A 25,583-nucleotide genomic window follows, 5' to 3' on the forward strand; every position below is an offset into this window, starting at 1 on the left:
TTTTGATCGCCTGGACCTGATCACTCCGGATCAGCTCACCCAGAAGTTTCTTCGGAAGGCTAGAGCGTGTCCTCTTCCATCACCGCGCCCGAGGGCATCATCAACCCGCCGATCGACGAGCTGCTCGAGGCCACCGACTCGAAGTACAGCCTCGTGATCTACGCGGCCAAGCGCGCGCGTCAGATCAACGCGTACTACTCGCAGCTCGGCGAGGGCCTGCTCGAGTACGTCGGTCCGCTCGTCGACACCCACGTCCACGAGAAGCCGCTCTCGATCGCCCTGCGCGAGATCAACGCGGGTCTGCTGACCTCCGAGGCCATCGAGGGCCCGGCGCAGTAAGCACGTATCGCTTTTCACCACAGGCCCGGCGGAACATCCGCCGGGCCTGTGGTGTCTCATGGAGTCGTACGCATCCGAGTGCGGGGAGTGAAGTTGAGCGCCGTGGCAAAGCCGAAGGTCGTCCTGGGGGTCAGCGGCGGGATCGCCGCGTACAAGGCCTGTGAGCTGCTGCGGCGGCTGACCGAGTCGGGCCACGACGTCCGCGTCGTCCCGACCGACTCCGCCCTGAACTTCGTCGGCGCCGCCACCTGGTCCGCCCTGTCCGGCAACCCCGTCTCCACCGAGGTCTGGGAGTCCGTCCACGAGGTCCCGCACGTGCGGATCGGCCAGGCCGCCGACCTCGTCGTGGTCGCCCCGGCCACCGCCGACATGCTCGCCAAGGCCGCCCACGGCCTCGCCGACGACCTGCTCACGAACACGCTGCTCACCGCCCGCTGTCCGGTCGTCTTCGCACCCGCCATGCACACCGAGATGTGGGAGCACCCGGCCACCCAGGAGAACGTGGCGACCCTGCGCCGCCGCGGCGCCGTCGTCATCGAGCCCGCCGTCGGCCGCCTCACCGGCGTCGACACCGGCAAGGGCCGGCTGCCCGACCCGGCCGAGATCTTCGAGGTCTGCCGACGCGTCCTCGCGCGCGGAACGGCCGAGCCCGACCTGGCGGGCCGGCACGTGCTGGTGACCGCCGGCGGTACCCGCGAGCCCCTCGACCCCGTCCGCTACCTCGGCAACCGGTCCTCCGGCAAGCAGGGCTACGCCCTGGCCAGGGCCGCCGCCGCCCGCGGTGCCCGGGTCACGCTCATCGAGGCGAACACCGGCATCCCGGACCCCGCGGGCGTCGACGTGGTCCACGTCGGCACCGCCGTCCAGCTGCGCGAGGCCGTCCTGAAGGCGGCCGGTGACGCCGACGCCGTGGTGATGGCCGCGGCCGTCGCCGACTTCCGCCCCGCGGCCTACGCGGCCGGAAAGATCAAGAAGAAGGACGGCGTCGAGGCGCCCACGGTCGAGCTCGTCCGCAACCCCGACATCCTGGCCGAGATCTCCGCCGAGCGCGCCCTGCCCGGCCAGGTCGTCGTCGGCTTCGCCGCCGAGACGGACGACGTATTGGCCAACGGTCGGGAGAAACTCCGCCGCAAGGGCTGCGACCTGCTCGTCGTCAACGAGGTGGGGGAGCGCAAGACCTTCGGATCCGAGGAGAACGAGGCCGTGGTGCTCGCGTCCGACGGTGCGGAGACCGCCGTGCCCTATGGACCGAAGGAAGCTCTCGCCGAGACGGTCTGGGATCTGGTCGTTCCCCGCCTGCGTCCCGCCGTCGCGTAGGATTCCCGAGACTCTTCTTCCGGAGTTCACCGTCATGGGTGGCTGAGAATCCGGTGGAACCGGCCGCGGCCGGGCGGACGGGGCGGGTGTACGCGAGGAGCGAGGGCCGGAAATCGGCCGTGATCAGGCTCCCATCTTGCGAGACACCTGGCCCAATGCCCGATCGTGACCGATAGACTGGTCTCGGTACGACGCGGGGCGCAGCCCCCTGCCGTCCGACCTTGTTCAGCCAGCAGCCGCTGCAACCATTGGGAGCGTTGTGTCCCGTCGTCTCTTCACCTCGGAGTCCGTGACCGAAGGTCACCCCGACAAGATCGCTGACCAGATCAGCGACACCATCCTCGACGCACTCCTCCGTGAGGACCCCACCTCGCGCGTGGCCGTCGAGACGCTGATCACCACCGGCCTCGTGCACGTCGCCGGTGAGGTCACGACCAAGGCGTGGGCCGACATCCCCACCCTGGTCCGCAACAAGATCCTCGAGATCGGGTACGACTCCTCGAAGAAGGGCTTCGACGGCGCGTCCTGCGGCGTCTCGGTCTCCATCGGGTCGCAGTCCCCGGACATCGCTCAGGGCGTCGACACCGCCTACGAGAAGCGGGTCGAGGGTGACGAGGACGAGCTCGACAAGCAGGGCGCCGGCGACCAGGGCCTGATGTTCGGCTACGCGTCGGACGAGACCCCGGAGCTCATGCCGCTCCCGATCTTCCTCGCGCACCGCCTCTCGCGCCGCCTCACCGAGGTCCGCAAGAACGGGACCATCCCGTACCTGCGCCCCGACGGCAAGACCCAGGTCACCATCGAGTACGACGGCGACAAGGCCGTCCGCCTCGACACGGTCGTCGTGTCCTCGCAGCACGCCTCCGACATCGACCTCGAGTCGCTGCTCGCCCCCGACGTCCGCGAGTACGTCGTCGAGCACGTCCTCAAGGAGCTGCTCGAGGACGGCATCAAGCTGGACACCGACGGCTACCGCCTGCTGGTCAACCCGACCGGCCGCTTCGAGATCGGCGGCCCGATGGGCGACGCCGGCCTCACCGGTCGCAAGATCATCATCGACACCTACGGCGGCATGGCCCGCCACGGTGGCGGCGCCTTCTCCGGCAAGGACCCGTCCAAGGTCGACCGCTCGGCCGCCTACGCCATGCGCTGGGTCGCCAAGAACGTCGTGGCCGCCGGCCTCGCCTCGCGCTGCGAGGTCCAGGTCGCGTACGCGATCGGCAAGGCCGAGCCCGTCGGTCTCTTCGTCGAGACCTTCGGCACCAACACGATCGAGACCGAGAAGATCGAGAACGCCATCGGCGAGGTCTTCGACCTCCGCCCGGCCGCGATCATCCGCGACCTCGACCTGCTGCGCCCGATCTACTCGCAGACCGCGGCGTACGGCCACTTCGGCCGCGAGCTTCCCGACTTCACCTGGGAGCGCACGGACCGCGTGGACGCGCTGAAGAAGGCCGCCGGCGTCTAGGGCCTGTCGTCAAAGTAGCGCCGGTCGGGAGCCCGGTACCCCGCAGGGGGTGCCGGGCTCTCGCGTATCCGCCCGCCGGAGCCTCGCCGGCGCCCGGCCCGGCCGCCGGCGCACACCGGCTTGTCGGAGCGGTCTGGTAGGAATTCAGCTGTGAGCAGCGAGAACGAGAAGTCCGAGGAGCCGGCCGACGAGCCGCCCGAGCAGCTCGCGCTCATCCGGGAGACCGTGCGCACGGCGAAGGTGCCGCGGGCCAAGCCCCGGACCTGGCGCGGCGCCGCGCTGGCCAAGGAGCTGCCCGTGGCCCGGGTGGTGGTCAACAAGGGCGTGCTCCACCTCGACCAGTTCTTCGACTACGCCGTCCCGGAGGAGCTGGACGCCGTCGCGCAGCCCGGCGTCCGGGTGCGGGTGCGCTTCGGGGCCGGCAACCACCAGGTGCGCGAGGGCCGGCGCGAGGGCGGACGCCTCATCGACGGCTTCCTCGTCGAGCGGCGGGCGGAGTCGGACTACCGGGGCGCCCTCGCCGCCCTCGCCGACGTCGTCTCCCCGGAGCCCGTCCTCAGCCCCGAGCTGCTCGGCCTCGCCCGGGCCGTGGCCGACCGCTACGCCGGCAGCCTGGCCGACGTGCTCCAGCTGGCCGTCCCGCCGCGCAGCGCCCGGGCCGAGGCCAGGCCCTCGCCCGACCCGCTGCCCCCGCCGACGGCTCCCGAACCCGGTACCTGGGCGCGCTACGGACAGGGACCGGCCTTCCTCGACGCCCTCGCCCGCGGCGGTGCGCCCCGGGCCGTGTGGAACGCCCTGCCCGGGCCGTACTGGGCCGAGGAGCTGGCCCGCGCGGTCGCGGCCACCCTCGCGTCCGGCCGCGGCGCCCTCGTCGTGGTCCCGGACGGGCGTGCCGTCGGCCGGGTCGACGAGGCGCTCACACGGGTGCTGGGCGCCGGCCGGCACGCCGTCCTGACGGCGGAGACCGGGCCGGAGAAGCGGTACGCCCAGTGGCTGGCCGTCAGGCGGGGCGCGGTACGGGCGGTGGTGGGCACCCGGGCCGCGATGTTCGCGCCCGTACGGGACCTCGGCCTCGTCGCCATCTGGGACGACGGCGACGGCAGCCACAGCGAGCCGCACGCCCCGCAGCCGCACGCCCGCGACGTGCTGCTCCTGCGCGCCGCCCACGACGGGTGCGCGTTTCTGCTGGGCGGCACGAGCTGCACCGTCGAGGCCGCCCAGCTGGTGGAGAGCGGCTGGGCCCGGCCGCTGGCCGCGAACCGCGATCAGGTGCGGGCCGCGGCCCCGCTGGTGCGCACGGTGGGGGACACGGACCTGGCCCGCGACGAGGCCGCGCGGGCCGCGCGCCTGCCCACGCTGGCCTGGCAGGCGGTACGGGAGGGACTGAAGACGGGACCCGTGCTCGTCCAGGTGCCTCGCCGGGGCTACGTACCGCGCCTCGCCTGCGAACGCTGCCGCACCCCCGCGCGCTGCCGGCACTGCGCGGGACCGCTGGAGGCGCCGGAGCAGCGGGAACTGCGCTGCGGATGGTGCGGCCGGGGCGCTCCCGACTGGCACTGCGTCGCCTGCGGGTCGACCCGGCTGCGCGCCCAGGTCGTCGGCGCGCGGCGCACGGCGGAGGAGCTCGGCCGGGCGTTCCCGGCGGTGCCCGTCCGCACCTCGGGCCGGGACCACATCCTGGACACCGTGCCGGGACGGCCCGCGCTGGTGGTCTCCACACCGGGCGCGGAACCCGTCGCCGAGGGCGGCTACGCCGCGGCGCTGCTGCTGGACGGCTGGGCCATGCTCGGCCGCCCCGACCTGCGGGCGGGCGAGGAGGCCCTGCGGCGCTGGATCGACGCGGCCTCGCTCGTACGCGGCCAGGGGGACGAGGGCGCCGGCGGGGTCGTGGTGATCGTCGCGGAGCCGACGCTGCGGCCGGTGCAGGCGCTGGTGCGCTGGGACCCGGTCGGCCACGCGCAGCGGGAACTGGCCGAGCGGGCGGAGCTGGGCTTCCCCCCGGTCTCGCGGATGGCCGCGGTGTCGGGTCCGCCGGAGGCGTTGGAATCCTTCCTCGCGACGGCCGAACTGCCGCACGACGCCGAGGTGCTGGGCCCGGTGGCACTGCCCGTCGTCCGGCCCGGCGGACCTCGGCGGCCCGGCGACACCCCGCCGGGGGAACAGTGGGAGCGGGCGCTGGTCCGGGTGCCGCCCGGCAACGGCGCCGCGCTGGCGGCGGCGCTGAAGAAGGCTCAGGCCGGCCGCCTGGCCCGTGGCGGAGGCGAACCGGTGAGGGTCCGGGTCGACCCGCCGGACATCGGCTGAGGCGTGCGGGCGGCGGCTCGTCGCCCACCCGGGAACGGGGAGACCCGACCCGACTTGCCCGGCCCGCCCGGCCCGGACATGGCTCGGCCGCCCCGCTCCGCTGGAGCGTGGGCGGCCGGAGAGCGCGTGTCAGCCGTTGCGGGGGCCGGGGAAGGCAGGCGGGCGGGGTTCCTCGCGCAGCGACTGGGTCGCGGGCGTGGGCTGCGGCGGCATCGCGCGGGCGGACGGGACCACCGGGAGCGTGCGGGTCGTGCCAGGCTCGGACGCGAGGTCCTGCTCGACGGCGCCGCCACCCTGCTGGGGCGCGCGCCGGGCACCGTAACGGCGGTGGACGGCCTGCTTGGTGACCCCGAGGGCCGAGCCCACCGCGTCCCAGGAGAACCCCAGCGAACGGTCGAAGTCGACGGCCGCCGTCACCAGTGTCTCGACGCTGTCCCGCAGTTCCTGCGCCAGCCGCACCGTCGGCGCGGGCGCCCGTCCGTACACGACGAAGCCCGTCGACGGGCCGGAGCGGCGGGGGCGGTAGACATTGCCCAGTTGGGCCGTGAGCGTGCGCAGTGCGTCCACCTGCCGCCGGACCCGCTCGATGTCCCGCACCAACAGGTGCAGACTTGCCCGGGCCTGGGCGTCGTGGGTTGCGTGGTCGGCCATGTGCAAGCCTCTCGAACCGGCGTGTCAAGGGGAGCGGGCCACGGCGAACAGCGGCCCGTGTCGGTCAATCTCTCTTGACCAACGCGCCACCCGTGGTCAGGTCACGCTGCGGGGGCGTATCCGCATATGCGCGGAGCGCCCACGTGCCCGTACGCCCCCTCGCGCCCCGGCCCGGGCGGGTCCTCGACGACAGCTCCGGGGGGCCGTCCCGGCATCCGCCGTGCGCCCGCCGGGGATGACGGGCCAGCACCTAGACTGGTGCGTCGCCGCATTCCGCCCCGAGACAGACAGGCAGTCAGCCACTGATGAAGCTCGTCTTCGCAGGCACCCCCGAGGTCGCCGTACCCGCCCTGGACGCCCTGATCGCCTCCGGACGGCACGAGGTCGCCGCCGTCGTCACCCGACCGGACGCGCCGGCGGGCCGCGGCCGGCACCTCGTGGCCAGCCCGGTCGCCCAGCGCGCGGAGGAGGCCGGCATCGAGGTGCTGAAGCCGGCGAAGCCGCGGGACGAGGACTTCCTGGCCCGGCTGCGCGAGATCGCCCCGGACTGCTGCCCCGTCGTCGCCTACGGAGCGCTGCTGCCCCGCGTCGCCCTCGACGTCCCCGCCCACGGCTGGGTCAACCTGCACTTCTCCCTGCTGCCCGCGTGGCGCGGCGCCGCCCCGGTCCAGCACGCGGTGCTGGCGGGCGACGAGGTGACCGGCGCCTCGACCTTCCAGATCGAGGAGGGCCTCGACTCGGGACCGGTGTACGGCGTGATCACCGAGGACGTCCGGCCCACCGACACCAGCGGCGACCTGCTCACCCGGCTCGCCTTCGCGGGCGCCGGGCTGCTCGCCGCGACCATGGACGGCATCGAGGACGGCAGCCTGAAGGCCGTGCCGCAGCCGACCGACGGCATCACCCAGGCGCCCAAGATCCAGGTCGAGGACGCCCATGTGGACTGGAAGGCCCCGGCCCTGCGGGTGGACCGGCTCGTACGGGCCTGCACGCCGGCCCCGGGCGCCTGGACCCTCTTCCGCGGCGAGCGCCTCAAGCTGATCCAGGCCCACCCGGTGCCGGACCGCACCGACCTGGCGGCCGGCGAGCTCGCGGCCGGCAAGAACAACGTGTTCGTCGGCACCGGCTCGTACGCCGTCGAGCTGCTCTGGGTCCAGCCGCAGGGGAAGAAGCCGATGCGCGCCGCGGACTGGGCGCGCGGTGTCCGGATCGCCGCGGGGGAGCGGGTCGGGGTCTGACACCGGTCGGGAGGTCCCGCTCGGCACTCCGGGCGGACGGCTCCGGACCGCCCCTGGGCCCTGTCCGGGCCCGGTTCCTGTCCGGAGCCTCCCACCGGCCGCCCGTGGACGGGAGGCGGGTGGGAGGGCCGGTGGCACGGACGTAGGCTGGGAGGGTTCGACCTTCTCACTTCGTCAGCGGAGCACCTTTTGAGCGAGCAGGCCCAGCGCCGTACCCCGCGCACCCCCAAGCCGTACCGGCGCCCCAAGAAGGATCCCGTGCGGATCCTCGCCTTCGAGGCGCTCCGGGCGGTCGACGAGCGGGACGCGTACGCGAACCTGGTGCTTCCGCCGCTGCTCAAGAAGGCGCGTGAGAAGGAAGGGCCCGAGAAGTTCGACGGGCGGGACGCGGCGCTGGCGACCGAGCTGGTCTACGGGACGCTGCGACGCCAGGGCACCTACGACGCGATCGTCGCGGCCTGCATCGACCGGCCGCTGCGCGAGGTCGACCCGCCGGTGCTCGACGTGCTGGCGCTCGGCGCGCACCAGCTGCTCGGGACGCGCATCCCGTCGCACGCCGCCGTCTCGGCCAGCGTCGAGCTGGCCCGGGTGGTGCTCGGCGACGGCCGGGCCAAGTTCGTGAACGCCGTGCTGCGGAAGATCGCGCAGGACGACCTCGACACCTGGGTGCAGCGGGTCGCGCCGCCCTACGACAAGGACGCCGAGGACCACCTCGCGGTCGTCCACTCCCACCCGCGCTGGGTGGTGTCCGCGCTCTGGGACGCCCTCGGCGGCGGGCGGGCCGGCATCGAGGACCTCCTGGAGGCCGACAACGAGCGGCCCGAGGTCACCCTGGTCGCCCGGCCGGGCCGCGCCACCACCGACGAGCTGCTCGGCGAGGACACGTTGCCGGGCCGCTGGTCGCCGTACGCCGTGCGCCTCGCCGAGGGCGGCGAGCCGGGCGCCATCGAGGCCGTCAGGGAGGGCCGCGCCGGCGTCCAGGACGAGGGCAGCCAGCTGGTCGCCCTCGCGCTCGCCGCGGCGCCCCTGGAGGGGCGTGACGAGCGCTGGCTGGACGGCTGTGCCGGACCCGGCGGCAAGGCCGCGCTGCTCGGCGCGCTGGCCGCGGAGCGCGGGGCCGTCCTGCTGGCCTCGGAGAAGCAGCCGCACCGCGCCCGGCTGGTCGAGCGGGCGCTCGCCGGCAACCCCGGCCCGTACCAGGTCATCGCCGCGGACGGCACCCGCCCGCCGTGGCGCCCCGGATCCTTCGACCGGGTCCTGATGGACGTCCCCTGCTCCGGCCTCGGCGCGCTGCGCCGCCGTCCGGAGGCCCGCTGGCGCCGCCGTCCGGAGGACCTGGACGGCTTCGCCCCGCTCCAGCGCGGGCTGCTGCGGGAGGCGCTGCAGGCCGTCCGCGTCGGCGGGATCGTCGGCTACGCGACCTGCTCGCCGCACCTCGCCGAGACCCGGGTGGTCGTCGAGGACGTCCTCAAGGGCCGCGGCGGGCCGGCCGCCGAGGCCGAGTGGGTCGACGCCCGGCCGCTGATGCCGGGAGTGCCCGCCCTCGGCGACGGCCCCGACGTCCAGCTGTGGCCGCATCTGCACGGCACGGACGCCATGTATCTGGCCCTCCTGCGCCGCACGGCCTGACGGCGGACGCCCCGCGCGGCGGCGAAAGGCCGGGATTGCCCGGCCTGTCACGCCCGCGGGTCCCGTCGGATCGCACGGAACCGCACACGAAACGCCTCCGCGGCAAAGAAGTGCCCAAGGACATGGCAGGCTTGGCACATGGCGCAGATCAATCCCAGCATCCTGTCCGCGGACTTCGCCCGGCTCGCCGAGGAGGCGAAGGCCGTCGACGGGGCCGACTGGCTGCACGTCGACGTGATGGACAACCACTTCGTGCCCAACCTGACCCTGGGCGTGCCGGTGGTCGAGTCGCTCGCGCGGGCCACGGACACGCCGCTGGACTGTCACCTCATGATCGAGGACCCCGACCGCTGGGCCCCGCAGTACGTGGAGGCCGGGGCCGGGTCGGTCACCTTCCACGTCGAGGCGGCGGCCGCGCCCGTGCGGCTGGCGCGGGAGATCCGGGCCAAGGGTGCGCGCGCCTCGATGGCGCTCAAGCCGGCGACGCCGATCGAGCCCTTCGAGGACCTGCTCCCCGAACTCGACATGCTGCTGATCATGACGGTCGAGCCCGGCTTCGGGGGCCAGTCCTTCCTCGACATCGTGCTTCCCAAGATCCGCCGCACCCGTGAGCTGATCTCCAAGCACGGCCTGGAGCTGTGGCTCCAGGTCGACGGCGGCGTCGCGGAGTCCACCATCGAACGCTGCGCCGAGGCCGGCGCCGACGTCTTCGTGGCCGGTTCGGCCGTCTACGGCGCGGCGGACCCGGCCGAGGCCGTGCGCTCGCTGCGGGCCGCCGCGGAGTCCGCGACCGCGTCCGCGGCGTGGGCGTGTGGCCACTGAGCCGCGGGCAGATGAACGCGGCCCGTCGGAGCGTCGACAGGCCTGATCAAGGACCGCCGTATCTGACAGGATGAACGGTGAGTCCAGAGTGTGAACAGCAGTATGTGAACCACTCGTGCGTGAGCAGTATGTGAGCAGCGGTACGTGAACAGCAGTGAGGAGATCGCGGTGGCGGGTATCTCAGCGGGACGGTCAGCCCTGCGGATGGGACCCGCGGAGCTGGTGCAGGCGGCGGCCATGGCCCGCCGCTTCTACCTCGAGGGCAAGTCCAAGATCCAGATCGCCGAGGAGTTCGGCGTCAGCCGCTTCAAGGTGGCCCGGGTCCTGGAGACCGCCCTCGAACGCGACCTCGTACGCATCGAGATCCGCGTACCCGCGGAGCTGGACGCCGAGCGCTCCGACGCGCTCCGCGCCCGCTTCGGGCTCCGCCACGCCGTCGTCGTCGAGTCCCCGGCGGAGGGCGAGGACGAATCGCCCGACCCGGAGAACCTCGGCGAGGTCGCGGCCGACCTGCTCGGCGAGCTGGTCACCGAGGGCGACGTCCTGGGCCTGGCCTGGGGCCGCTCCACCATCCACATGGCGGCGGCGCTCGACCGCCTGCCGCCCTGCACGGTCGTGCAGCTCACCGGCGTGTACGACGCCGGGACGGCGGAGCGCGGCTCGGTCGAGGCGGTACGGCGCGCCGCCCAGGTCTCGGGCGGCGAGGCGCACCCCATCTACGCGCCCATGCTCCTGCCGGACCCGGCCACCGCCGCCGCGCTGCGCAACCAGACCGGCATCGCCCGGGCCTTCGAGTACTTCGACAAGGTCACCGTCGCCTGCGTCTCCATCGGCTCCTGGGAGCCGGGCATCTCGACCGTGCACGACATGCTCACGGACGAGGAGCGCGCGCACTACGCCTCCCTCGGCGTCGCCGCCGAGATGTCCGCGCACCTCTTCGACACCGAAGGACGCCGGGTGGGCCGCGACCTGGGCGAGCGCTGCATCACGGTCGAGGCGGACCGGCTGCGCCGGATCCCCGAGGTCGTGGCCATCGCCGGCGGCCAGCGCAAGGCGGCGGCGATCGGGGCGGTGCTCCGCTCGGGCCTCGTCACCAGCCTGGTGACCGACCGCGCCGCGGCGGACCACCTCCTGACGGAGGCCCCGGGGCCCCGTCCCGCCCTGGACCGCAAGGACCCGGACGGCGTCTGACAGCCGAGGGGGCGGGCGGCCGGCCGCCCCCTTCTCCGTCCCCGTGGCAGGCGGGCCGAACGGCCTCCGCACCCCGCGTACGCGCCCCGCGCCGAACGGCCTCCTCCGGCCTGCGGGACCGAAGGGCGGCCCGTAGATTCGGGGCATGCTGCTCCGGCCCGCGCGCGGGCTCCTCGCGCTCCTCCTCTGCCTCGGGGTGCTGGCCGGCTGTTCCTCCGCCGCGGACGGCGGCGCCTCGCGGAGCAGCGCCACCGCGGAGCGCACCCCCACGCTCCGGGCCACGCCTCCACCGCGGGCCACCCCCACCCGGCCGGACCCGGCGCGGTCCGCGACCGTGCCCGGACGCGTCTCCGGGCTCCCCGCCGTCCCGGTCGCCGAGCTGCCCGCCGAAGCCCGGGCGACCCTGCGCCTGATCGAGCGGGGCGGGCCCTTCCCGTACGGCAAGGACGGCGCGACGTTCTCGAACTTCGAGCGGATCCTCCCGCGCCGCGAGCGCGGCTACTACCGCGAGTACACCGTCCGCACCCCCGGCGAAAGCGACCGCGGCGCCCGCCGCCTGGTCACCGGCCGGGGCGGCGAGACCTACTACACGGACGACCACTACGAGACCTTCCGGGAGGTCGTGCCCGATGACACCCGATGACGTGCTGCGCGACGCCGTCGTCCTCGACCTCCACGGGGTCCTGGACAAGAGCGCCTTCATGGACCGCTGCGCCGCCGCACTCGGTCTGCCCGCCTGGTTCGGGCGGAACTGGGACGCCCTGGCCGACTGCCTCGGCGACCTCCCCGGCCCGGTCTCCGTCGTCGTCACCCGGTGGCAGGAGTACGCCGACGCCCGCCCGCGCGACTGGTCGATCGCCGAGGAGGTCTTCGCGGCGGCGGTCGACGCGAGCCCCTCCGGCCTCATGGTCCTGCTCGCTCTTGGAGGTTCCCCCAAGAGTGATGCCGGAAGCCTCGGATGAAACGCTCTGGACTGGTATGCCTACCACCGTGGGACAATGAACTACGTGCTTTTTCCCCTGGCTGAAATGCCTAGGGGCCACTCCGAACGACTGGATGTTCAGCACGTGCGTTTCCTCAATGACGTCAAGCCGCCGTACGACCTGACGTACGACGATGTGTTCATGGTGCCGAGCCGCTCGGCCGTGGGTTCCCGCCAGGCCGTGGACCTCGCCTCGCCCGACGGAACGGGCACGACGATCCCGCTGGTCGTGGCCAACATGACCGCGATCGCCGGCCGCCGGATGGCCGAGACCGTCGCCCGTCGCGGCGGCATCGTCGTCATCCCCCAGGACATCCCGATCGAGGTCGTCACCGACGTCGTGTCGTGGGTGAAGAGCCGCCACCACGTCCTGGACACCGCCATCGAGCTCGCCGAGCACCAGACCGTGGCCGACGCGCTCTCCCTGCTGCCCAAGCGCGCCCACGACGCCGGTGTCGTCGTCGACGAGGACCGCCGCCCGATCGGTGTCGTCACCGACGCCGACCTTTCCGGAGTGGACCGCTTCACCCAGCTGTCCGAGGTCATGTCCAAGGACCTGCTGCTCCTCGACGCGGACATCGACCCGCGCGAGGCCTTCAACATCCTGGACCAGGCCAACCGCCGCTACGCGCCGGCCGTGGACGGGGACGGGCGCCTGGTCGGCATCCTCACCCGCAAGGGCGCGCTCCGCGCGACCCTCTACACCCCGGCCACCGACGCCAAGGGGCAGCTGCGCATCGCCGCCGCCGTCGGCATCAACGGCGACGTGGCGGGCAAGGCCAAGCAGCTCCTCGACGCCGGTGTGGACACCCTCGTCGTCGACACCGCGCACGGCCACCAGGAGTCGATGATCGCCGCGATCAAGGCCGTGCGGGGGCTCGATCCGCACGTGCCGATCGTCGCGGGCAACATCGTCGCCGCCGAGGGCGTGCGCGACCTCATCGAGGCGGGCGCGGACATCATCAAGGTCGGTGTGGGCCCCGGCGCCATGTGCACCACCCGCATGATGACCGGTGTCGGCCGCCCGCAGTTCTCGGCCGTCCTCGAATGCGCCGCCGAGGCGAAGAAGTACGGCAAGCACGTCTGGGCCGACGGCGGCGTCCGGCACCCGCGCGACGTGGCCATGGCGCTCGCCGCCGGCGCGTCCAACGTGATGATCGGCTCCTGGTTCGCCGGCACGTACGAGTCCCCGGGAGACCTCCAGCAGGACGCCCACGGCCGGCTGTACAAGGAGTCATTCGGCATGGCCTCGGCCCGCGCCGTGCGCAACCGCACGAGCGAGGAGTCGGCGTACGACCGGGCGCGCAAGGGCCTCTTCGAGGAGGGCATCTCGACCTCCCGGATGTTCCTCGACCCGGCCCGTCCGGGCGTCGAGGACCTGATCGACTCGATCATCGCGGGTGTCCGCTCCTCCTGCACCTACGCCGGTGCGGCCTCTCTGGCCGAGTTCGAGGAGAAGGCCGTGGTCGGCATCCAGAGCGCCGCCGGCTACGCCGAGGGCAAGCCGCTGCACGCGAGCTGGAGCTGAGCCGCTGAACCCGCCGGCGGGGCGGACGGGCCCGGTGGCCCGTACGCGCCGCTCGTGACCGTACGCGGCCCGGGCACGCCGCCGGGCCGCGCGGGAGCGCACAGGGCCCCTGGGAACCTCTCCCGGGGGCCTTCGCCGTTCCCGCAGGGCCCGGCACCCGGTACCCGGCGCCGCGCGCTCCCGGCGACGGCCCCACGGTCGTCGCCGGGAGGGTCGCCCGGGCGGATCCCCGCCGTCCCCGTTCAGGCGCCTTCGCGTCGTGCCCGGGGCGGGCCGGACGCCTCGACGTAGCCCGCCCGCCGCAGCGCCCCGGCCACGGCCGACGCGAGGCGGGCGTGGCCGCGGTCGTTGGGGTGCAGGCCGTCGGCGAGGTCGTCCGGGGTGAGCAGCGGAAGGCCCGGCAGCAGCGTGAGCCGCCCGTCGCCGTCCGCGACCAGGTCCCGGGCCGCGTCCTCCATCGCGGCCCGGAGCTCGCCGAGGGTGGCCCCGAGGGCGTTCCCGGTGGTCTCGGCCGCCGGGCGCAGGACGGGGGAGAGGAGCAGCAGCGGGGTGTCCGGATGTCCCTGGCGCACCAGCGTGACGAACGCCCGGGTCGTCTCGTAGAGCAGCGACGCCGAACACGGCACCGCTGCCCAGCAGTTGGTGCCGAAGGCCAGGGTCAGCAGGTCGCCGGGCAGGCTCGCGAGCTGCTCGGCGAGCGGCAGTTCGCCGCGCGCGCCGCCCGCGAACCCGAGGTTGACCGTGTCCAGCCCCAGTTCCCGGCCCGCCGTGGCCGGCCAGGAGTACGCGGGCCGCGTCGACCACCAGCCCTCGGTGATCGAATCGCCGTGCACCAGCCAGCGCGGTCGGCGGGGCGCCGGGGCGAGCGAGCCGCCGTCCGGGCGCAGGCCCAGGACCACGGGGGCCTGGCTCTCCGGCAGGTGGACGGTGAACGAGCCGCCGCCGGGCGGCAGTCGGAGGGTGACGGTCGACTCCTCCACGGGATCGGTGAAGACCTCGGCGACGCACTCGCCGCCCCGCCACAGGGCGAAGCAGTGGCGCAGCTCGCGCAACGCGTCCCCGCGGCCGGGGACGGCCGCGCGGTAGCGCAGCTCGACCGCCCGGGTGCCGGGCGCCGCCTCGAACTCGACGCGTACACCGATGGGCAGCGCGGCGCGCTCGGCGGTGTCCCACGGCAGCCGCGCGAGGTCCGCGGGATCGGCGCGCACGGCGCGTCCGTGGTCGAGCCAGGCGGTGCCGCGCAGGAAGGGTTCCGGGTCGAGCCAGCCCACCGAAGCCTCCGTTCGGGAAGACGCCGAGGGGTCGCACAGTGCGTGATGGGGCATGAGGAGTCAATGCACAGGGACCGGGGGGTTCACACCCCCAATGTGTCGATTCATGCGGTGGGGCGCAATGTTTCCCCGTCTGTTCCGCCAGCGCGCAATGATCATCTACTCATGCGCAACAACCCTGCATTACGGATGCGAAGCACCGGGCTCTAGCATCGTGCTTCGTACCAGGAGTGGCGGCGACCGCCTGCTCGGCGGTCTCCACCCCTCGCGGGCTGCTCCGGCATGCCCGCGCTCCGCCGCGGTCGTCGCGCCCCCGACAGGCAGCGATCAAGGAGCCCCCGCAGTGCTGGATCAAGGCGCAGCCCCGCCGGCCACCGAGCCGACCGTCCCCAAGGCGTCCGCGCTCTCCGCCCTCACCCGGCGCAAGCCGGTGGAAGCCCTGGTCGAGGAAGGTGGCAAGGGCGAGGGCGGCAGCCTTCGCCGGTCCCTCTCGATGTGGCAGCTGACGATGATCAGCATCGGCGCCACCCTCGGCACCGGCATCTTCGTGGTGCTCGGCGACGCCGTGCCGCAGGCGGGTCCGGCCGTCACGCTGGCCTTCGTGATCGCGGGCCTCACGGCCCTCTTCTCCGCCCTCTCGTACGCGGAGCTGGCCGGCACCATCCCGGTCGCCGGCTCCTCCTACTCGTATGCGTACGCAACGATGGGTGAACTGGTCGCCTGGGTCTGCGGCTGGTGCCTGGTCCTGGAGTACGGCGTCTCCGTGGCCGCCGTGGCCGTCGGCTGGGGCGAGTACGTCAACGAACTTCTCGACGGCACCATCGGCGTCACCATCCCCGACGCGCTCTCCTCCGCGCCGGGCGAGGGCGGCATAGTCAACCTGCCCGCGCTGGTCGTGGTCCTGCTCGCCATGGTCTTCCTGCTCGGCGGCGCCAAGGAGTCCGCCCGCGCCAACACGATCATGGTCGTCGTGAAGATCGCCGCGCTCGTGCTCTTCTGCACCATCGGCTTCATGGGCTTCAAGTCCGGCAACTACGCCGACTTCATGCCGCTCGGCATGGCCGGCGTCAGCGCCGCGGGCGCCAGCCTCTTCTTCTCCTACATCGGCTTCGACGCCGCCTCCACCGCGGGCGAGGAGGCGAAGAACCCGCAGCGCGACCTGCCGCGGGCGATCATGCTCTCGCTGATCATCGTCACGGCCCTCTACGTCCTCGTCGCCGCCGTCGCCGTCGGCGCGTGGAACTGGAAGGACTTCGAGGGCTCCGAGGCCTCGCTCGCCGCGATCATGAACGATGTCAGCGGTCAGGCCTTCTGGGGCACGCTGCTCGCCGCCGGCGCCGTCATCTCGATCGCCAGCGTGGTCCTGACGGTCCTCTACGGCCAGACCCGCGTCCTGTTCGCGATGTCCCGCGACGGTCTCGTCCCGAAGGTCTTCGGCAAGGTCAGCCCCAAGACCGGCACCCCCCGCGTCAACACCGTGATCGTCTCGCTCTTCTGCGGCGTCCTCGCGGCGGCGATCCCGCTCGGCGAGCTCGTCGACGCCACGAGCATCGGCACCCTGTTCGCCTTCGCCCTGGTCAACATCGCGGTGGTCGTGCTGCGCCGGACGCGCCCGGACATGAAGCGCACGTTCCGGGTGCCGCTCGGCTGGACCTTCCCGATCCTCGGCTTCGGCTTCTGCGTCTACAACATGTTCAGCCTCGGCACGACGACCTGGGTCGTCTTCGGGTGCTGGATGGCCGTGGGCCTCGTGTTCTACTTCCTGTACGGCATGCGCCGCTCCCGACTGGCCTCCGCAGAGAAGTGATCCGCCCGTAGTGCGACTCAACGACCTCGACGAACGCATCGTCCACGCCCTGGCGGAGGACGCCCGTCGCTCGTACGCCGACATCGGCTCGCTCGTCGGGCTCTCCGCGCCCGCCGTGAAGCGGCGCGTGGACCGGCTCCGCGCCGAGGGCGCGATCACCGGCTTCACCGTACGGGTGGACCCGGCGGCGCTCGGCTGGGAGACCGAGGGGTTCGTCGAGATCTACTGCCGCCACAACACCTCGCCGGACGACATCCGGCGAGGTCTGGAGCGGTATCCCGAGGTGGTGTCCGCGTCGACCGTCACCGGTGACGCGGACGCCGTCGTGCAGGTCTTCGCCTCGGACATGCGCCACTTCGAGCGGGTCCTCGAGCGCATCGCGGGCGAGCCGTTCGTGGAGCGCACCAAGTCGGTGCTGGTGCTCTCGCCGCTCCTGCGGCGCTTCTCCTCCGGCTCGCCCGCGTAGGACACCCTGGGCGGGTTCGGGTCCTCCGGGCGGCGAAGGGCGGTGCGGGCCGTGGTTCCCGCACCGCCCTTCGCGCCCTTCGCCCACCCCGGGGTCACTCCGTCGGGTACTCGAGCCGCCAGGGCAGTACGTGGAAGTCGCCCGTCCCCGCCCGGACCTTCTCGAACGGGGCCGTGCTCATGCAGGGGGGCAGTTCCTTGTACTCCTCCCTGGTGATCCAGTTGTAGCCGAGCCGGTCGTGCCGGCCGTCGTCGTGGACGGAGATGCCGACCCGCTTGTTCCGGAAGCCGTCCACGTCCGTCTCGGTGACGACGCCCGTGACGACCGCCACCTTGCCGCCCGTGACCAGGCAGTCCACCTCGGCCACCGCGTAGCCGCCCTTGCCGTCCTTGTAGTGGCTGAACCGGATCGTCCCGGTGGCGGCCTCCGGATCCTTGTTGTCCTTCGCCGCCAGATGCGCGTCGAACGAGAAGGTGATGTCGTCCCCCGCCGGGCGGTACAGCTTCGCGGTCCCGGTCAGCGCGGACGCCTCCCGGCTGCCGCCCCTCCCGTCGCCCGAGGCGACGGCGGAGCTCGCGGCCCCGGCGGTGATCAGCAGTGCGGCGGCGACGGCGGCGATCTTCGTACGGCGGTTCATGTCGGTCCTTTCGGCAGGTCAACCGGACAGCCACCACTCTTCCGCCCGGCCCGTCCCCGGGCGTCAGGCCGGGGAACGGTCCCGCCTCCGCCGCGCGGCGGGGAGGGCGTAGCCCCCTGGGACCAGGGGGCGCGCAACGAATCACCGCCCCACCGGGTGATCGCGCAACGCATCGACGGTCGGTCCGCAACGGTCGCGCCTTGTCCCGGGAGAGTCCGGAACCGTACCGTTTTTGACGTCTTCCCCTTCGCTCCGGACCCCCGAGGATCGCCCATGCCCGCGCTGCGCACCGCCCTGCTCCAGAGCTCCGGTGAGCTCGGTGACGTGGCCGCGAACCTGAAGCTCCTCGACGAGGCCGCCGCCCGCGCGGCCGCCGCCGGGGCCGGGCTCCTCCTCGCTCCCGAGCTGTTCCTCACCGGGTACGCCATCGGCGCCGACCTGGCCCGTCTGGCCGAGCCGGCGGACGGCCCCTCCGCCCGCGCGGTCGCCGCCGTCGCCGTGCGCCACGGCCTGGCCGTCGGCTACGGCTACCCCGAGCGCGACACCGAGCGGCACGGAGTCCTGTACAACGCCGCCCAGGTGTTCGGCGCCGACGGCGAGGTGCTCCTGCACTACCGGAAGACCCACCTCTACGGCGCCTTCGAGCGGCAGTGGTTCACCCCCGGAGACGACAGCGTCGTCCAGGCGGAGCTCGGCGGCCTCACGGTCGGCCTGATGATCTGCTACGACGTCGAGTTCCCGGAGAACGTGCGGGCGCAGGCGCTGGCCGGTACGGACCTCCTCCTCGTACCGACCGCGCTCATGCACCCCGCCGAGGTCGTCGCCGAATCGGTCGTCCCCGTGCGCGCCTTCGAGAACCAGATGTACGTGGCGTACGCCAACCGGGCCGGCACGGAGGGCGAGTTCGAGTTCGTCGGACTCTCCACGCTCGCCGGCCCCGACGGCACCGCCCGGGCCCGCGCCGGCCGCGGCGAGGACCTGGTGCTCGGCGACGTCGACCCCGCCCTCCTGGCCGCCTCGCGGACGGACAACCCGTACCTGAGCGATCGCCGTCCCGGCCTCTACGGCTCCCTCGCCGTCTGACCCCGGCCCGCCCCGCCCGTCTCCCTCCCCAGTCTTTCCCCGCAAGGAGTCCGTACCCCATGACGTCCACGGTGCCCACCGCCGTCCAGCACACCGACGCGCAGCCGCCGATCACCATGTTCGGTCCGGACTTCCCGTACGCCTACGACGACTTCCTGGCCCACCCGGCCGGTCTCGGCCAGATACCCGCGACCGAGCACGGCACCGAGGTCGCCGTCATCGGCGGCGGGCTCTCCGGCATCATCGCCGCGTACGAGCTGATGAAGATGGGCCTCAAGCCCGTCGTCTACGAGGCCGACCAGATCGGCGGCCGGCTGCGGACCGTCGGCTTCGAGGGCACCGGCACCGACGGGCTGACCGCCGAGATGGGCGCCATGCGCTTCCCGCCCTCCTCCACCGCGCTCCAGCACTACATCGACCTGGTCGACCTGAAGACCTCGCCGTTCCCGAACCCGCTCGCCGAGTCGACCCCGTCGACCGTCGTCGACCTCAAGGGCGAGTCGCACTACGCCGAGACGGTCGACGACCTGCCCCAGGTCTACCGCGACGTCGCCGCCGCCTGGAACGCCTGCCTGGAGGAGGGCGCCGACTTCTCCGACATGAACCAGGCCATGCGCGAGCGCGACGTCCCGCGCATCCGCGAGATCTGGTCGAAGCTCGTCGAGAAGCTCGACAACCAGACCTTCTACGGCTTCCTGTGCGACTCGGAGTCCTTCAAGTCCTTCCGGCACCGCGAGATCTTCGGTCAGGTCGGCTTCGGCACCGGCGGCTGGGACACCGACTTCCCGAACTCCATCCTGGAGATCCTCCGCGTCGTCTACACCGAGGCCGACGACCACCACCGCGGCATCGTGGGCGGCTCCCAGCAGCTGCCGCTGCGCCTGTGGGAGCGCGAGCCGGAGAAGATCGTCCACTGGGCGCCCGGCACCTCGCTGCGGTCCCTGCACGAGGGCGACCCGAAGCCGGCCGTGACGCGGCTGAACCGCACCGCCGGCAACCGGATCACGGTCACCGACGCCTCCGGCGACATCCGGACGTTCCGGGCGGCGATCTTCACCGCGCAGTCCTGGCTGCTGCTGTCCAAGATCGCCTGCGACGACTCGCTCTTCCCGATCGACCACTGGACCGCGATGGAGCGGACCCACTACATGGAGAGCTCGAAGCTCTTCGTGCCGGTCGACCGGCCGTTCTGGCTGGACAAGGCCGTCGACGACGAGGGGAACCCGACGGGCCGCGACGTCATGTCGATGACCCTGACCGACCGGATGACCCGCGGCACGTACCTCCTGGACGACGGCCCGGACAAGCCGGCCGTGATCTGCCTGTCGTACACCTGGTGCGACGACAGCCTGAAGTGGCTGCCGCTGTCCGCGAACGAGCGGATGGAGGTCATGCTGAAGTCGCTCGGCGAGATCTACCCGAAGGTCGACATCCGCAAGCACATCATCGGCAACCCGGTGACGGTGTCCTGGGAGAACGAGCCCTGGTTCATGGGCGCGTTCAAGGCCAACCTGCCGGGTCACTACCGCTACCAGCGGCGCCTGTTCACCCACTTCATGCAGGACCGGCTGCCCGAGGACAAGCGGGGCATCTTCCTGGCCGGCGACGACATCTCGTGGACGGCCGGCTGGGCCGAGGGCGCCGTGCAGACCGCGCTGAACGCCGTGTGGGGCGTCATGCACCACTTCGGCGGCGAGACGGACGCCACGAACCCGGGCCCGGGTGACGTGTACGACGAGATCGCCCCGGTGGAACTTCCGGAGGACTGACCCCGTTGGGGGAGTGGGGCGGACAGTACCGGTGCGCGAGCGGCCGCGAGAGCGGTCAGCCGCACCGTGCGAGCGGCGTCAGCAGCATCCGCCCCACCAGACCCACCGACCGGTCGAGGCGTTCCCGGAACTCCTCGGCCAGGTCGGGCAGTCCACGCAGCTGCCACAGCGAACGGGCGGCGAGCCAGGCCCCGTCGCGGGCCCGGTCCAGGCTCCAGCAGCCCAGCAGGTGCGTCAGCGGGTCCGCGACCTCCAGCAGGTCGGGCCCCGGCATCAGTTCCTCGCGGATGCGCTCCTCCAGCAGGACGAGGATGTCGCCGACGCGGTCGAACTCGTCCTCCAGCTCCGCGGGCGCGCAGTCGAGCGTCCGGCAGCTGTCCACCACGGCCAGCGCCAGGTCGTGCCCGATGTGCGCGTTGATCCCGGCCAGGGCGAACTGCAGGGGGCGGACGCCGGGGTGCCGCCGGTACTGGAAGAGCGGCCGCCAGCAGGCCGGGGCCGGGCAGCCGGTGGCGACCGCGTCGACCACCTCCAGGTACCGCTCCGCGAATCGGACGTCGAGGGTCGCGGCGGCCCGCCGGTCGGCGAAAGTGCCCGCCTCGATGGCGTGGCCGATCTCCTCCGTCACCGTCAGGTAGACCCGGTTGAACACCGCCACCCCGTCGGCGGGGTGCCAGGTGGAACGGAAGCTCCGCATCCGGTCCACCACGGGGTCGACCGCCGTGAACTGCCCGATGTACCCCGTGCCGGTCTGCTGGGTCTGCGCCATGAGGGCAGCGTTCCAGCAGCCGGGCCCGCAAGGGAGCATTCCGGGCCGGGCTTGACCGGAACGGGCGAACGGGACGCCCGCCGGCCGGCCGGTCCGTCCGTCCGCACCGGGTTCGGTCCCGGCCCCGGCCCTACGGCTTGCCTCCGCCCTCGTCGGCGCCCTCGTACGAGCTGGTGCCGGCGTCCAGCAGCGGTTCCTGCTGCTTGAGGTGTGCCGGGGCGAAGGCCCGCAGGACGTGGTAGCCGGTGATCACCACGATCGTGCCGAGCGCGATGCCGCCGAGCTCGAAGGTGTCGGTGAAGGTCAGCTTCACGCCGCCGACGCCGATGATGATGCCCGCCGCGGCCGGCACCAGGTTGAGCGGGTTGCGCAGGTCCACCCCGGCGTTGGTCCAGATCTGGGCGCCGAGCAGGCCGATCATGCCGTAGAGGATCACGGTGATGCCGCCGAGGACGCCGCCGGGGATCGCGGCCACGACCGCGCCGAACTTCGGGCACAGGCCGAACAGCAGCGCGAAGCCGGCCGCGGCCCAGTAGGCGGCCGTGGAGTAGACCCGGGTGGCGGCCATCACGCCGATGTTCTCGGAGTACGTGGTGTTCGGCGGACCGCCCACCGCGGTGGAGAGCATCGAGGCGGCGCCGTCCGCGGCGATCGCGGTGCCGAGCTTGCCGTCGAGGCGGTCGCCGGTCATCTCGCCGACCGCCTTGACGTGACCGGCGTTCTCCGCGACCAGCGCGATCACGACGGGCAGCGCGACCAGGATCGCCGACCACTCGAAGCTGGGCGCGTGGAACGACGGCAGGCCGATCCAGTCGGCCTGCGAGACACCGGAGAGGTCGAGCCGCCAGTGGTCGGTGACCTGGCCGCTCGCGGACATCGAGTGGATCTTGCCGAAGACCAGGTCGAAGACCCAGGAGACGGCGTAGCCGAAGACGAGGCCGAGGAAGATCGCGATGCGGGACCAGAAGCCCCGCAGGCAGACGACGGCGAGACCGGTGAAGAGCATCACCAGCAGGGCGGTCCACTGGTCCTGCGGCCAGTACGTCGAGGCGGTCACCGGCGCGAGGTTGAAGCCGATCAGCATGACGACGGCGCCGGTGACGATCGGCGGCATCGCCGCGTGGATGATCCGGGCGCCGAACCGCCGTACGGCCAGACCGGCCAGGAAGAGCACCCCGCCGACCACGAACACCGCGCCCGTGACCGTCGCGCTCGTGCCGCCGGAGGCGCGGATGGCCGCGGCGACACCGACGAACGACAGCGAGCAGCCCAGGTAGCTGGGGACCGTGCCCCGCGTCGCGAGAAGGAAGATCACCGTGGCGACGCCGGACATCATGATCGCGAGATTGGGGTCGAGCCCCATCAGGACCGGGGCGACGAACGACGCCCCGAACATCGCGACCACGTGCTGGGCCCCGAGGCCGACCGTACGGGGCCAGGAGAGGCGCTCGTCCGGCCGGACGACGGCGCCCGGAGCGGGTGTTCGCCCGTCGCCGTGCAGGGTCCAGCGCACGCCGAGGTTCATGGGGTGGCTCCAGTTCTCCGGTTCCGGCGGCCGTGTCGTGGCCGCAAAAGATCAGCCACATGGTAGTGCGCCGCTGGTCAGCGGGGTTCCGGACCTCCCGTGCCCTGGCCGGACGGTCCCGCCCGGCCCGCGAGCCGGACGGCGCCGCCCACCGGACGGGAAACCCTACGAGACCTGGCCCGAGCGGGTCGCCCGGCTCGCGCCGCCCTCCTTGCCGGGCGCTCCGGCAGCGGCCCGGACGCCGTCGGCCGGCACGTCGGCGCCGGACGCCGGGCGGGACGCCTGGCGGAGCACCCCGGCACCGACCACCAGGCCGAAGGTCAGCAGGGTGACCAGGCCGAAGGAGACCATCAGGGAGGTCGCGTCGGCGATGCCCCCGATCGCGGAGGGGGCGATCAGCCCCGAGGTGTACGTGATGGTGGCGACGCCGGCGATGGCCTGGCTCGGGTTGGGGCCGCTGCGCCCCGCCGCCGCGAAGGCGAGCGGGACGACGACCGCCACCCCGAGGCCGATGAGCCCGAAGCCGGCCATCGCGACGGCCGGGTGCGGGGCGAAGACCACGAGCAGCCCGCCGGCGGTCGCCGCGGCACCGCCGACCCGCACGGTCCGTACGGCGCCGAACCGGTCCACGACCCGGTCGCCGACCAGCCGGGCGACGGCCATGGTCAGCGCGAAAGCGGTGGTGGAGGCGGCCGCGACGCCCGCCGACGAGCCCAGCTCGTCGCGCAGGTACACCGCCGACCAGTCCAGGCTGGCGCCTTCGGCGAAGACGCCGCAGAAACCGATCGCCCCGATGATCAGGGCCGACTTCGGCGGCAGGGAGAAGCGCGGGGGCGGCTCCTCGTCCGGCGAGCTCTGCAGGTCGAGGACGCCCTGGCAGCAGACGAGGCCGAGGGCGGTCAGGACGATCGCCCCGGTCAGGTGGTGGAGCCGGGCGTCCGCGCCGAGGTGCGCGGCCACCGTGCCGGCCGCGGAGCCGATCAGGGCGCCCACGCTCCACATGCCGTGCAGGCTCGACATGATCGACTTGCGGAGACGGTTCTCCACCTCGACGCCCAGGGCGTTCATCGCCACGTCGGACATGCCGGCGGTCGCGCCGTAGACGAAGAGCGCCGCGCACAGGCCGTAGATGTTCGGGGCGAGGGACGGCAGGGTCAGGGACAGGGTCCACAGGGCGAGCAGGCCGCGCAGGGCGGTACGGGCACCGAAGCGGTGGCTGATCGCACCGGCCAGGGGCATCGCGAGCGAGGCGCCGATCGCGGGGAAGGCCAGGGCGAGTCCCAGCTGTCCCGCGCTGACGCCGGCGTGGTCCTGGATCCACGGGACCCGGGTGGCGAAGCTCCCGGTGACCGCGCCGTGGACGCAGAAGACGGCGGCGACGGCGAAACGCGCGCGTCGCAGCCGCTCGGTACCGAAGACGGTCTCGCCCGCCATGTGCCCTCCCTCGTCGTGGTGCGCCGTAAACTATCAGGAACCCTGCCTGATAAATAGTTGGGCGACGGAACCGACGCTCGAAAGTCTGAGAGGATCCCGGCATGCCCGCATCCCCGAGCACCGCCCGGGCCATCAACGACCGGCTCGCCCTGCGACTGCTCCAGGACGAGGGGCCGCTGACGGCGACTCAGCTGAAGCACCTGACCGGACTGTCCCGGCCCACCGTCGCCGACCTCGTCGAGCGGCTGAGCGGATCCGGACTCGTCCGCGTCGTGGGGGAGTCCGGCGCCGCCCGGCGCGGCCCCAACGCCAAGCTGTACGGGATCGCCGCCGACCGCGCCCATCTCGCCGCCCTCGACGTGCGCACCCGATCCGTCTCCGTCGTGGTGGCCGACCTGCTGGGCAACACGCTCGGCGAGGCGTCCCTGCCGGTCGGGGACGGCACGGCGACGGGCCCCGCCGTGGAACAGGCGGCCGCCCTCCTCGAACGCACGGCCAAGGAGGCCGGCATCGAGGCCCTGCACAGCGTCGGGATCGGCGCGCCCGGGCTCATCGACCCGGCGACCGGCCAGCTCAACGACTCCTCCGGGCTGCCGGCATGGCACCGGCGGCTGGTGCCCGCCCTCCAGGAACGGCTGCCGGCGACCGTCCTCGTCGAGAACGAGACCAACCTGGCGGCCGTCGCCGAGCAGCGGGTGGGGGCGGTGCGCGACCGCGACACCTTCGTGCTGCTGTGGCTCGGTCAGGGCGTCGGCGCGGCCGTCGTCCTGGACGGGCGGCTGCGGCGGGGAGCCTCCGGCGGCGCGGGCGAGATCGGCTTCCTGCCCGTGCCGGGCACCTCGGGCCTGCCCTCGGCCGGGGACTGCGCGGGCGGCTTCCACGAGCTGGCCTGCGTGGCGGCGGTCGACGCCCTGGCCGTACGGCACGGACTGGACCCCCTTGACGCCCTGGCCTCGGGCGACGGCCCCTTCCTCGACGAGCTGGCGGACCGCCTCGCCGTCGGCGCCGCGGCCGTCGTCTCGGTGCTCGATCCGGGCTGCGTGGTCCTCGGCGGCGAGACCGGCCACGCCGGCGGTACCGCGCTCGCGGCCCGGGTGGAGGAGCGCCTGGCCCGGCTCTCACCCCTGCGCACCGAGGTCCGGCCCACCGCGCTGGGCGACACGGCGGTGCTGCGCGGCGCCCTGCTGGCCGCCCGCGACGCGGCCCAGGACGAACTCTTCGGCCCCGCGGGCCTCGACCACGCCGGACAGGCCGGGCTCACCCCTTAGGTCGTGTCCGGGCGATCTTCGAGGACCGGCCCGCGGCGTCGGATGTGGTGTATCGCAAGGCGGAGGATCGCCCTCGTACTGGGCG

Annotated in this window: 22 protein-coding genes; 16 read left to right on the forward strand and 6 right to left on the reverse strand. The window is 73.2% G+C overall.

Annotated features, from left to right (window positions below; genetic code table 11):
• Positions 1-66: 66 nt before the first annotated feature.
• The 4 genes from rpoZ to ACGFZF_RS22570 all read left to right on the forward strand — a co-directional run bounded on the left by rpoZ (position 67) and on the right by ACGFZF_RS22570 (position 5,428).
• Positions 67-339, forward strand: coding sequence for a DNA-directed RNA polymerase subunit omega (rpoZ, locus tag ACGFZF_RS22555; RefSeq protein ID WP_005319902.1), 273 nt, complete (start codon positions 67-69; stop codon positions 337-339).
• Positions 340-441: 102 nt separating this feature from the next.
• Complete coding sequence (gene coaBC / locus ACGFZF_RS22560; RefSeq protein ID WP_393556647.1) at positions 442-1,656, forward strand: bifunctional phosphopantothenoylcysteine decarboxylase/phosphopantothenate--cysteine ligase CoaBC; 1,215 nt, start codon at positions 442-444, stop codon at positions 1,654-1,656.
• A 259-nt stretch (positions 1,657-1,915) separates the two neighbouring features.
• Positions 1,916-3,124: a methionine adenosyltransferase gene (gene metK, locus ACGFZF_RS22565; protein WP_147977085.1), complete on the forward strand. Its 1,209-nt coding sequence runs from the start codon at positions 1,916-1,918 to the stop codon at positions 3,122-3,124.
• Between the two features lie 150 nt (positions 3,125-3,274).
• A complete protein-coding gene (locus ACGFZF_RS22570) occupies positions 3,275-5,428 on the forward strand; it encodes a primosomal protein N' (protein WP_393556650.1) in 2,154 nt (717 codons plus the stop codon).
• Positions 5,429-5,557: 129 nt separating this feature from the next.
• Here the strand turns inward: ACGFZF_RS22570 and ACGFZF_RS22575 are convergent, their stop codons facing one another.
• Complete coding sequence (locus ACGFZF_RS22575) at positions 5,558-6,079, reverse strand: hypothetical protein (protein WP_393556652.1); 522 nt, start codon at positions 6,077-6,079, stop codon at positions 5,558-5,560.
• 305 nt (positions 6,080-6,384) lie between these two features.
• Here ACGFZF_RS22575 and fmt point away from each other — a divergent pair, with 305 nt between their 5' ends.
• The 7 genes from fmt to ACGFZF_RS22610 all read left to right on the forward strand — a co-directional run bounded on the left by fmt (position 6,385) and on the right by ACGFZF_RS22610 (position 13,469).
• The gene (gene fmt, locus ACGFZF_RS22580; RefSeq protein ID WP_393556654.1) at positions 6,385-7,317 is read left to right on the forward strand and encodes a methionyl-tRNA formyltransferase; all 933 of its coding nucleotides are present in this window, start codon (positions 6,385-6,387) and stop codon (positions 7,315-7,317) included.
• 189 nt (positions 7,318-7,506) lie between these two features.
• Positions 7,507-8,946, forward strand: a complete 1,440-nt coding sequence (locus ACGFZF_RS22585) for an RsmB/NOP family class I SAM-dependent RNA methyltransferase (RefSeq protein ID WP_393556656.1) — start codon at positions 7,507-7,509, stop codon at positions 8,944-8,946.
• A 138-nt stretch (positions 8,947-9,084) separates the two neighbouring features.
• Positions 9,085-9,768 (forward strand): ribulose-phosphate 3-epimerase, encoded by a 684-nt coding sequence (gene rpe / locus ACGFZF_RS22590; RefSeq protein WP_393556658.1) that lies wholly within the window; start codon positions 9,085-9,087, stop codon positions 9,766-9,768.
• A gap of 144 nt (positions 9,769-9,912) precedes the next feature.
• The gene (locus ACGFZF_RS22595; protein ID WP_147977079.1) at positions 9,913-10,959 is read left to right on the forward strand and encodes a sugar-binding transcriptional regulator; all 1,047 of its coding nucleotides are present in this window, start codon (positions 9,913-9,915) and stop codon (positions 10,957-10,959) included.
• Positions 10,960-11,104: 145 nt separating this feature from the next.
• Positions 11,105-11,602, forward strand: coding sequence for a ribonuclease domain-containing protein (locus tag ACGFZF_RS22600; protein ID WP_393556662.1), 498 nt, complete (start codon positions 11,105-11,107; stop codon positions 11,600-11,602).
• Positions 11,589-11,921 (forward strand): barstar family protein, encoded by a 333-nt coding sequence (locus tag ACGFZF_RS22605; RefSeq protein ID WP_393556664.1) that lies wholly within the window; start codon positions 11,589-11,591, stop codon positions 11,919-11,921. Before ACGFZF_RS22600 ends, ACGFZF_RS22605 begins: the two co-directional genes overlap by 14 nt.
• Positions 11,922-12,026: 105 nt before the next feature.
• On the forward strand, positions 12,027-13,469 hold the full coding sequence (locus ACGFZF_RS22610) for a GuaB1 family IMP dehydrogenase-related protein (RefSeq protein WP_187282602.1): 1,443 nt from the start codon (positions 12,027-12,029) through the stop codon (positions 13,467-13,469).
• A 242-nt stretch (positions 13,470-13,711) separates the two neighbouring features.
• On the opposite strand, the gene ACGFZF_RS22615 is transcribed toward ACGFZF_RS22610, so the two are convergent.
• A complete protein-coding gene (locus ACGFZF_RS22615) occupies positions 13,712-14,740 on the reverse strand; it encodes a GDSL-type esterase/lipase family protein (RefSeq protein ID WP_393556667.1) in 1,029 nt (342 codons plus the stop codon).
• Positions 14,741-15,083: 343 nt separating this feature from the next.
• On the opposite strand from ACGFZF_RS22615, the gene ACGFZF_RS22620 reads away from it, so the two are divergent.
• Both ACGFZF_RS22620 and ACGFZF_RS22625 read left to right on the forward strand, forming a co-directional pair.
• A complete protein-coding gene (locus ACGFZF_RS22620; RefSeq protein ID WP_393556669.1) occupies positions 15,084-16,547 on the forward strand; it encodes an amino acid permease in 1,464 nt (487 codons plus the stop codon).
• A 10-nt stretch (positions 16,548-16,557) separates the two neighbouring features.
• Positions 16,558-17,013 (forward strand): Lrp/AsnC family transcriptional regulator, encoded by a 456-nt coding sequence (locus ACGFZF_RS22625; RefSeq protein WP_015032260.1) that lies wholly within the window; start codon positions 16,558-16,560, stop codon positions 17,011-17,013.
• A gap of 94 nt (positions 17,014-17,107) precedes the next feature.
• Here the strand turns inward: ACGFZF_RS22625 and ACGFZF_RS22630 are convergent, their stop codons facing one another.
• Positions 17,108-17,650 carry a Repetin gene (locus ACGFZF_RS22630; RefSeq protein WP_393556671.1) on the reverse strand — a complete coding sequence of 181 codons (543 nt, stop codon included), beginning with the start codon at positions 17,648-17,650 and terminating at the stop codon, positions 17,108-17,110.
• 273 nt (positions 17,651-17,923) lie between these two features.
• On the opposite strand from ACGFZF_RS22630, the gene ACGFZF_RS22635 reads away from it, so the two are divergent.
• Both ACGFZF_RS22635 and ACGFZF_RS22640 read left to right on the forward strand, forming a co-directional pair.
• Positions 17,924-18,733 (forward strand): carbon-nitrogen hydrolase family protein, encoded by an 810-nt coding sequence (locus ACGFZF_RS22635; RefSeq protein ID WP_393556672.1) that lies wholly within the window; start codon positions 17,924-17,926, stop codon positions 18,731-18,733.
• 59 nt (positions 18,734-18,792) lie between these two features.
• On the forward strand, positions 18,793-20,502 hold the full coding sequence (locus ACGFZF_RS22640) for a flavin monoamine oxidase family protein (protein WP_393556674.1): 1,710 nt from the start codon (positions 18,793-18,795) through the stop codon (positions 20,500-20,502).
• Between the two features lie 55 nt (positions 20,503-20,557).
• Here ACGFZF_RS22640 and ACGFZF_RS22645 read toward each other — a convergent pair whose 3' ends face one another.
• The 3 genes from ACGFZF_RS22645 to ACGFZF_RS22655 form a co-directional block, all read right to left on the reverse strand.
• Positions 20,558-21,271: a DUF5995 family protein gene (locus ACGFZF_RS22645; RefSeq protein ID WP_147977071.1), complete on the reverse strand. Its 714-nt coding sequence runs from the start codon at positions 21,269-21,271 to the stop codon at positions 20,558-20,560.
• A 130-nt stretch (positions 21,272-21,401) separates the two neighbouring features.
• A complete protein-coding gene (locus ACGFZF_RS22650; RefSeq protein ID WP_393556676.1) occupies positions 21,402-22,796 on the reverse strand; it encodes a uracil-xanthine permease family protein in 1,395 nt (464 codons plus the stop codon).
• 165 nt (positions 22,797-22,961) lie between these two features.
• Positions 22,962-24,230, reverse strand: coding sequence for an MFS transporter (locus ACGFZF_RS22655; protein WP_393556678.1), 1,269 nt, complete (start codon positions 24,228-24,230; stop codon positions 22,962-22,964).
• Positions 24,231-24,331: 101 nt separating this feature from the next.
• Here ACGFZF_RS22655 and ACGFZF_RS22660 point away from each other — a divergent pair, with 101 nt between their 5' ends.
• The gene (locus ACGFZF_RS22660; RefSeq protein WP_393556680.1) at positions 24,332-25,498 is read left to right on the forward strand and encodes an ROK family transcriptional regulator; all 1,167 of its coding nucleotides are present in this window, start codon (positions 24,332-24,334) and stop codon (positions 25,496-25,498) included.
• Positions 25,499-25,583: the final 85 nt, after the last annotated feature.

Origin of the sequence: Streptomyces sp. NPDC048338 (assembly GCF_043201055.1) — a bacterium.
Taxonomy (GTDB): Bacteria; Actinomycetota; Actinomycetes; order Streptomycetales; family Streptomycetaceae; genus Streptomyces.

What these genes read in the sequence shown, in the direction of transcription:
- ACGFZF_RS22575 (WP_393556652.1), bottom strand. Translation starts at nt 6,079, where the DNA reads ATGGCCGACCACGCAACCCACGACGCCCAGGCCCGGGCAAGTCTGCAC.
- fmt (WP_393556654.1), top strand. Translation starts at nt 6,385, where the DNA reads ATGAAGCTCGTCTTCGCAGGCACCCCCGAGGTCGCCGTACCCGCCCTG.
- rpe (WP_393556658.1), top strand. Translation starts at nt 9,085, where the DNA reads ATGGCGCAGATCAATCCCAGCATCCTGTCCGCGGACTTCGCCCGGCTC.
- ACGFZF_RS22600 (WP_393556662.1), top strand. Translation starts at nt 11,105, where the DNA reads ATGCTGCTCCGGCCCGCGCGCGGGCTCCTCGCGCTCCTCCTCTGCCTC.
- ACGFZF_RS22605 (WP_393556664.1), top strand. Translation starts at nt 11,589, where the DNA reads ATGACACCCGATGACGTGCTGCGCGACGCCGTCGTCCTCGACCTCCAC.
- ACGFZF_RS22630 (WP_393556671.1), bottom strand. Translation starts at nt 17,650, where the DNA reads ATGAACCGCCGTACGAAGATCGCCGCCGTCGCCGCCGCACTGCTGATC.
- ACGFZF_RS22635 (WP_393556672.1), top strand. Translation starts at nt 17,924, where the DNA reads ATGCCCGCGCTGCGCACCGCCCTGCTCCAGAGCTCCGGTGAGCTCGGT.
- ACGFZF_RS22640 (WP_393556674.1), top strand. Translation starts at nt 18,793, where the DNA reads ATGACGTCCACGGTGCCCACCGCCGTCCAGCACACCGACGCGCAGCCG.
- ACGFZF_RS22645 (WP_147977071.1), bottom strand. Translation starts at nt 21,271, where the DNA reads ATGGCGCAGACCCAGCAGACCGGCACGGGGTACATCGGGCAGTTCACG.
- ACGFZF_RS22650 (WP_393556676.1), bottom strand. Translation starts at nt 22,796, where the DNA reads ATGAACCTCGGCGTGCGCTGGACCCTGCACGGCGACGGGCGAACACCC.
- ACGFZF_RS22655 (WP_393556678.1), bottom strand. Translation starts at nt 24,230, where the DNA reads ATGGCGGGCGAGACCGTCTTCGGTACCGAGCGGCTGCGACGCGCGCGT.
- ACGFZF_RS22660 (WP_393556680.1), top strand. Translation starts at nt 24,332, where the DNA reads ATGCCCGCATCCCCGAGCACCGCCCGGGCCATCAACGACCGGCTCGCC.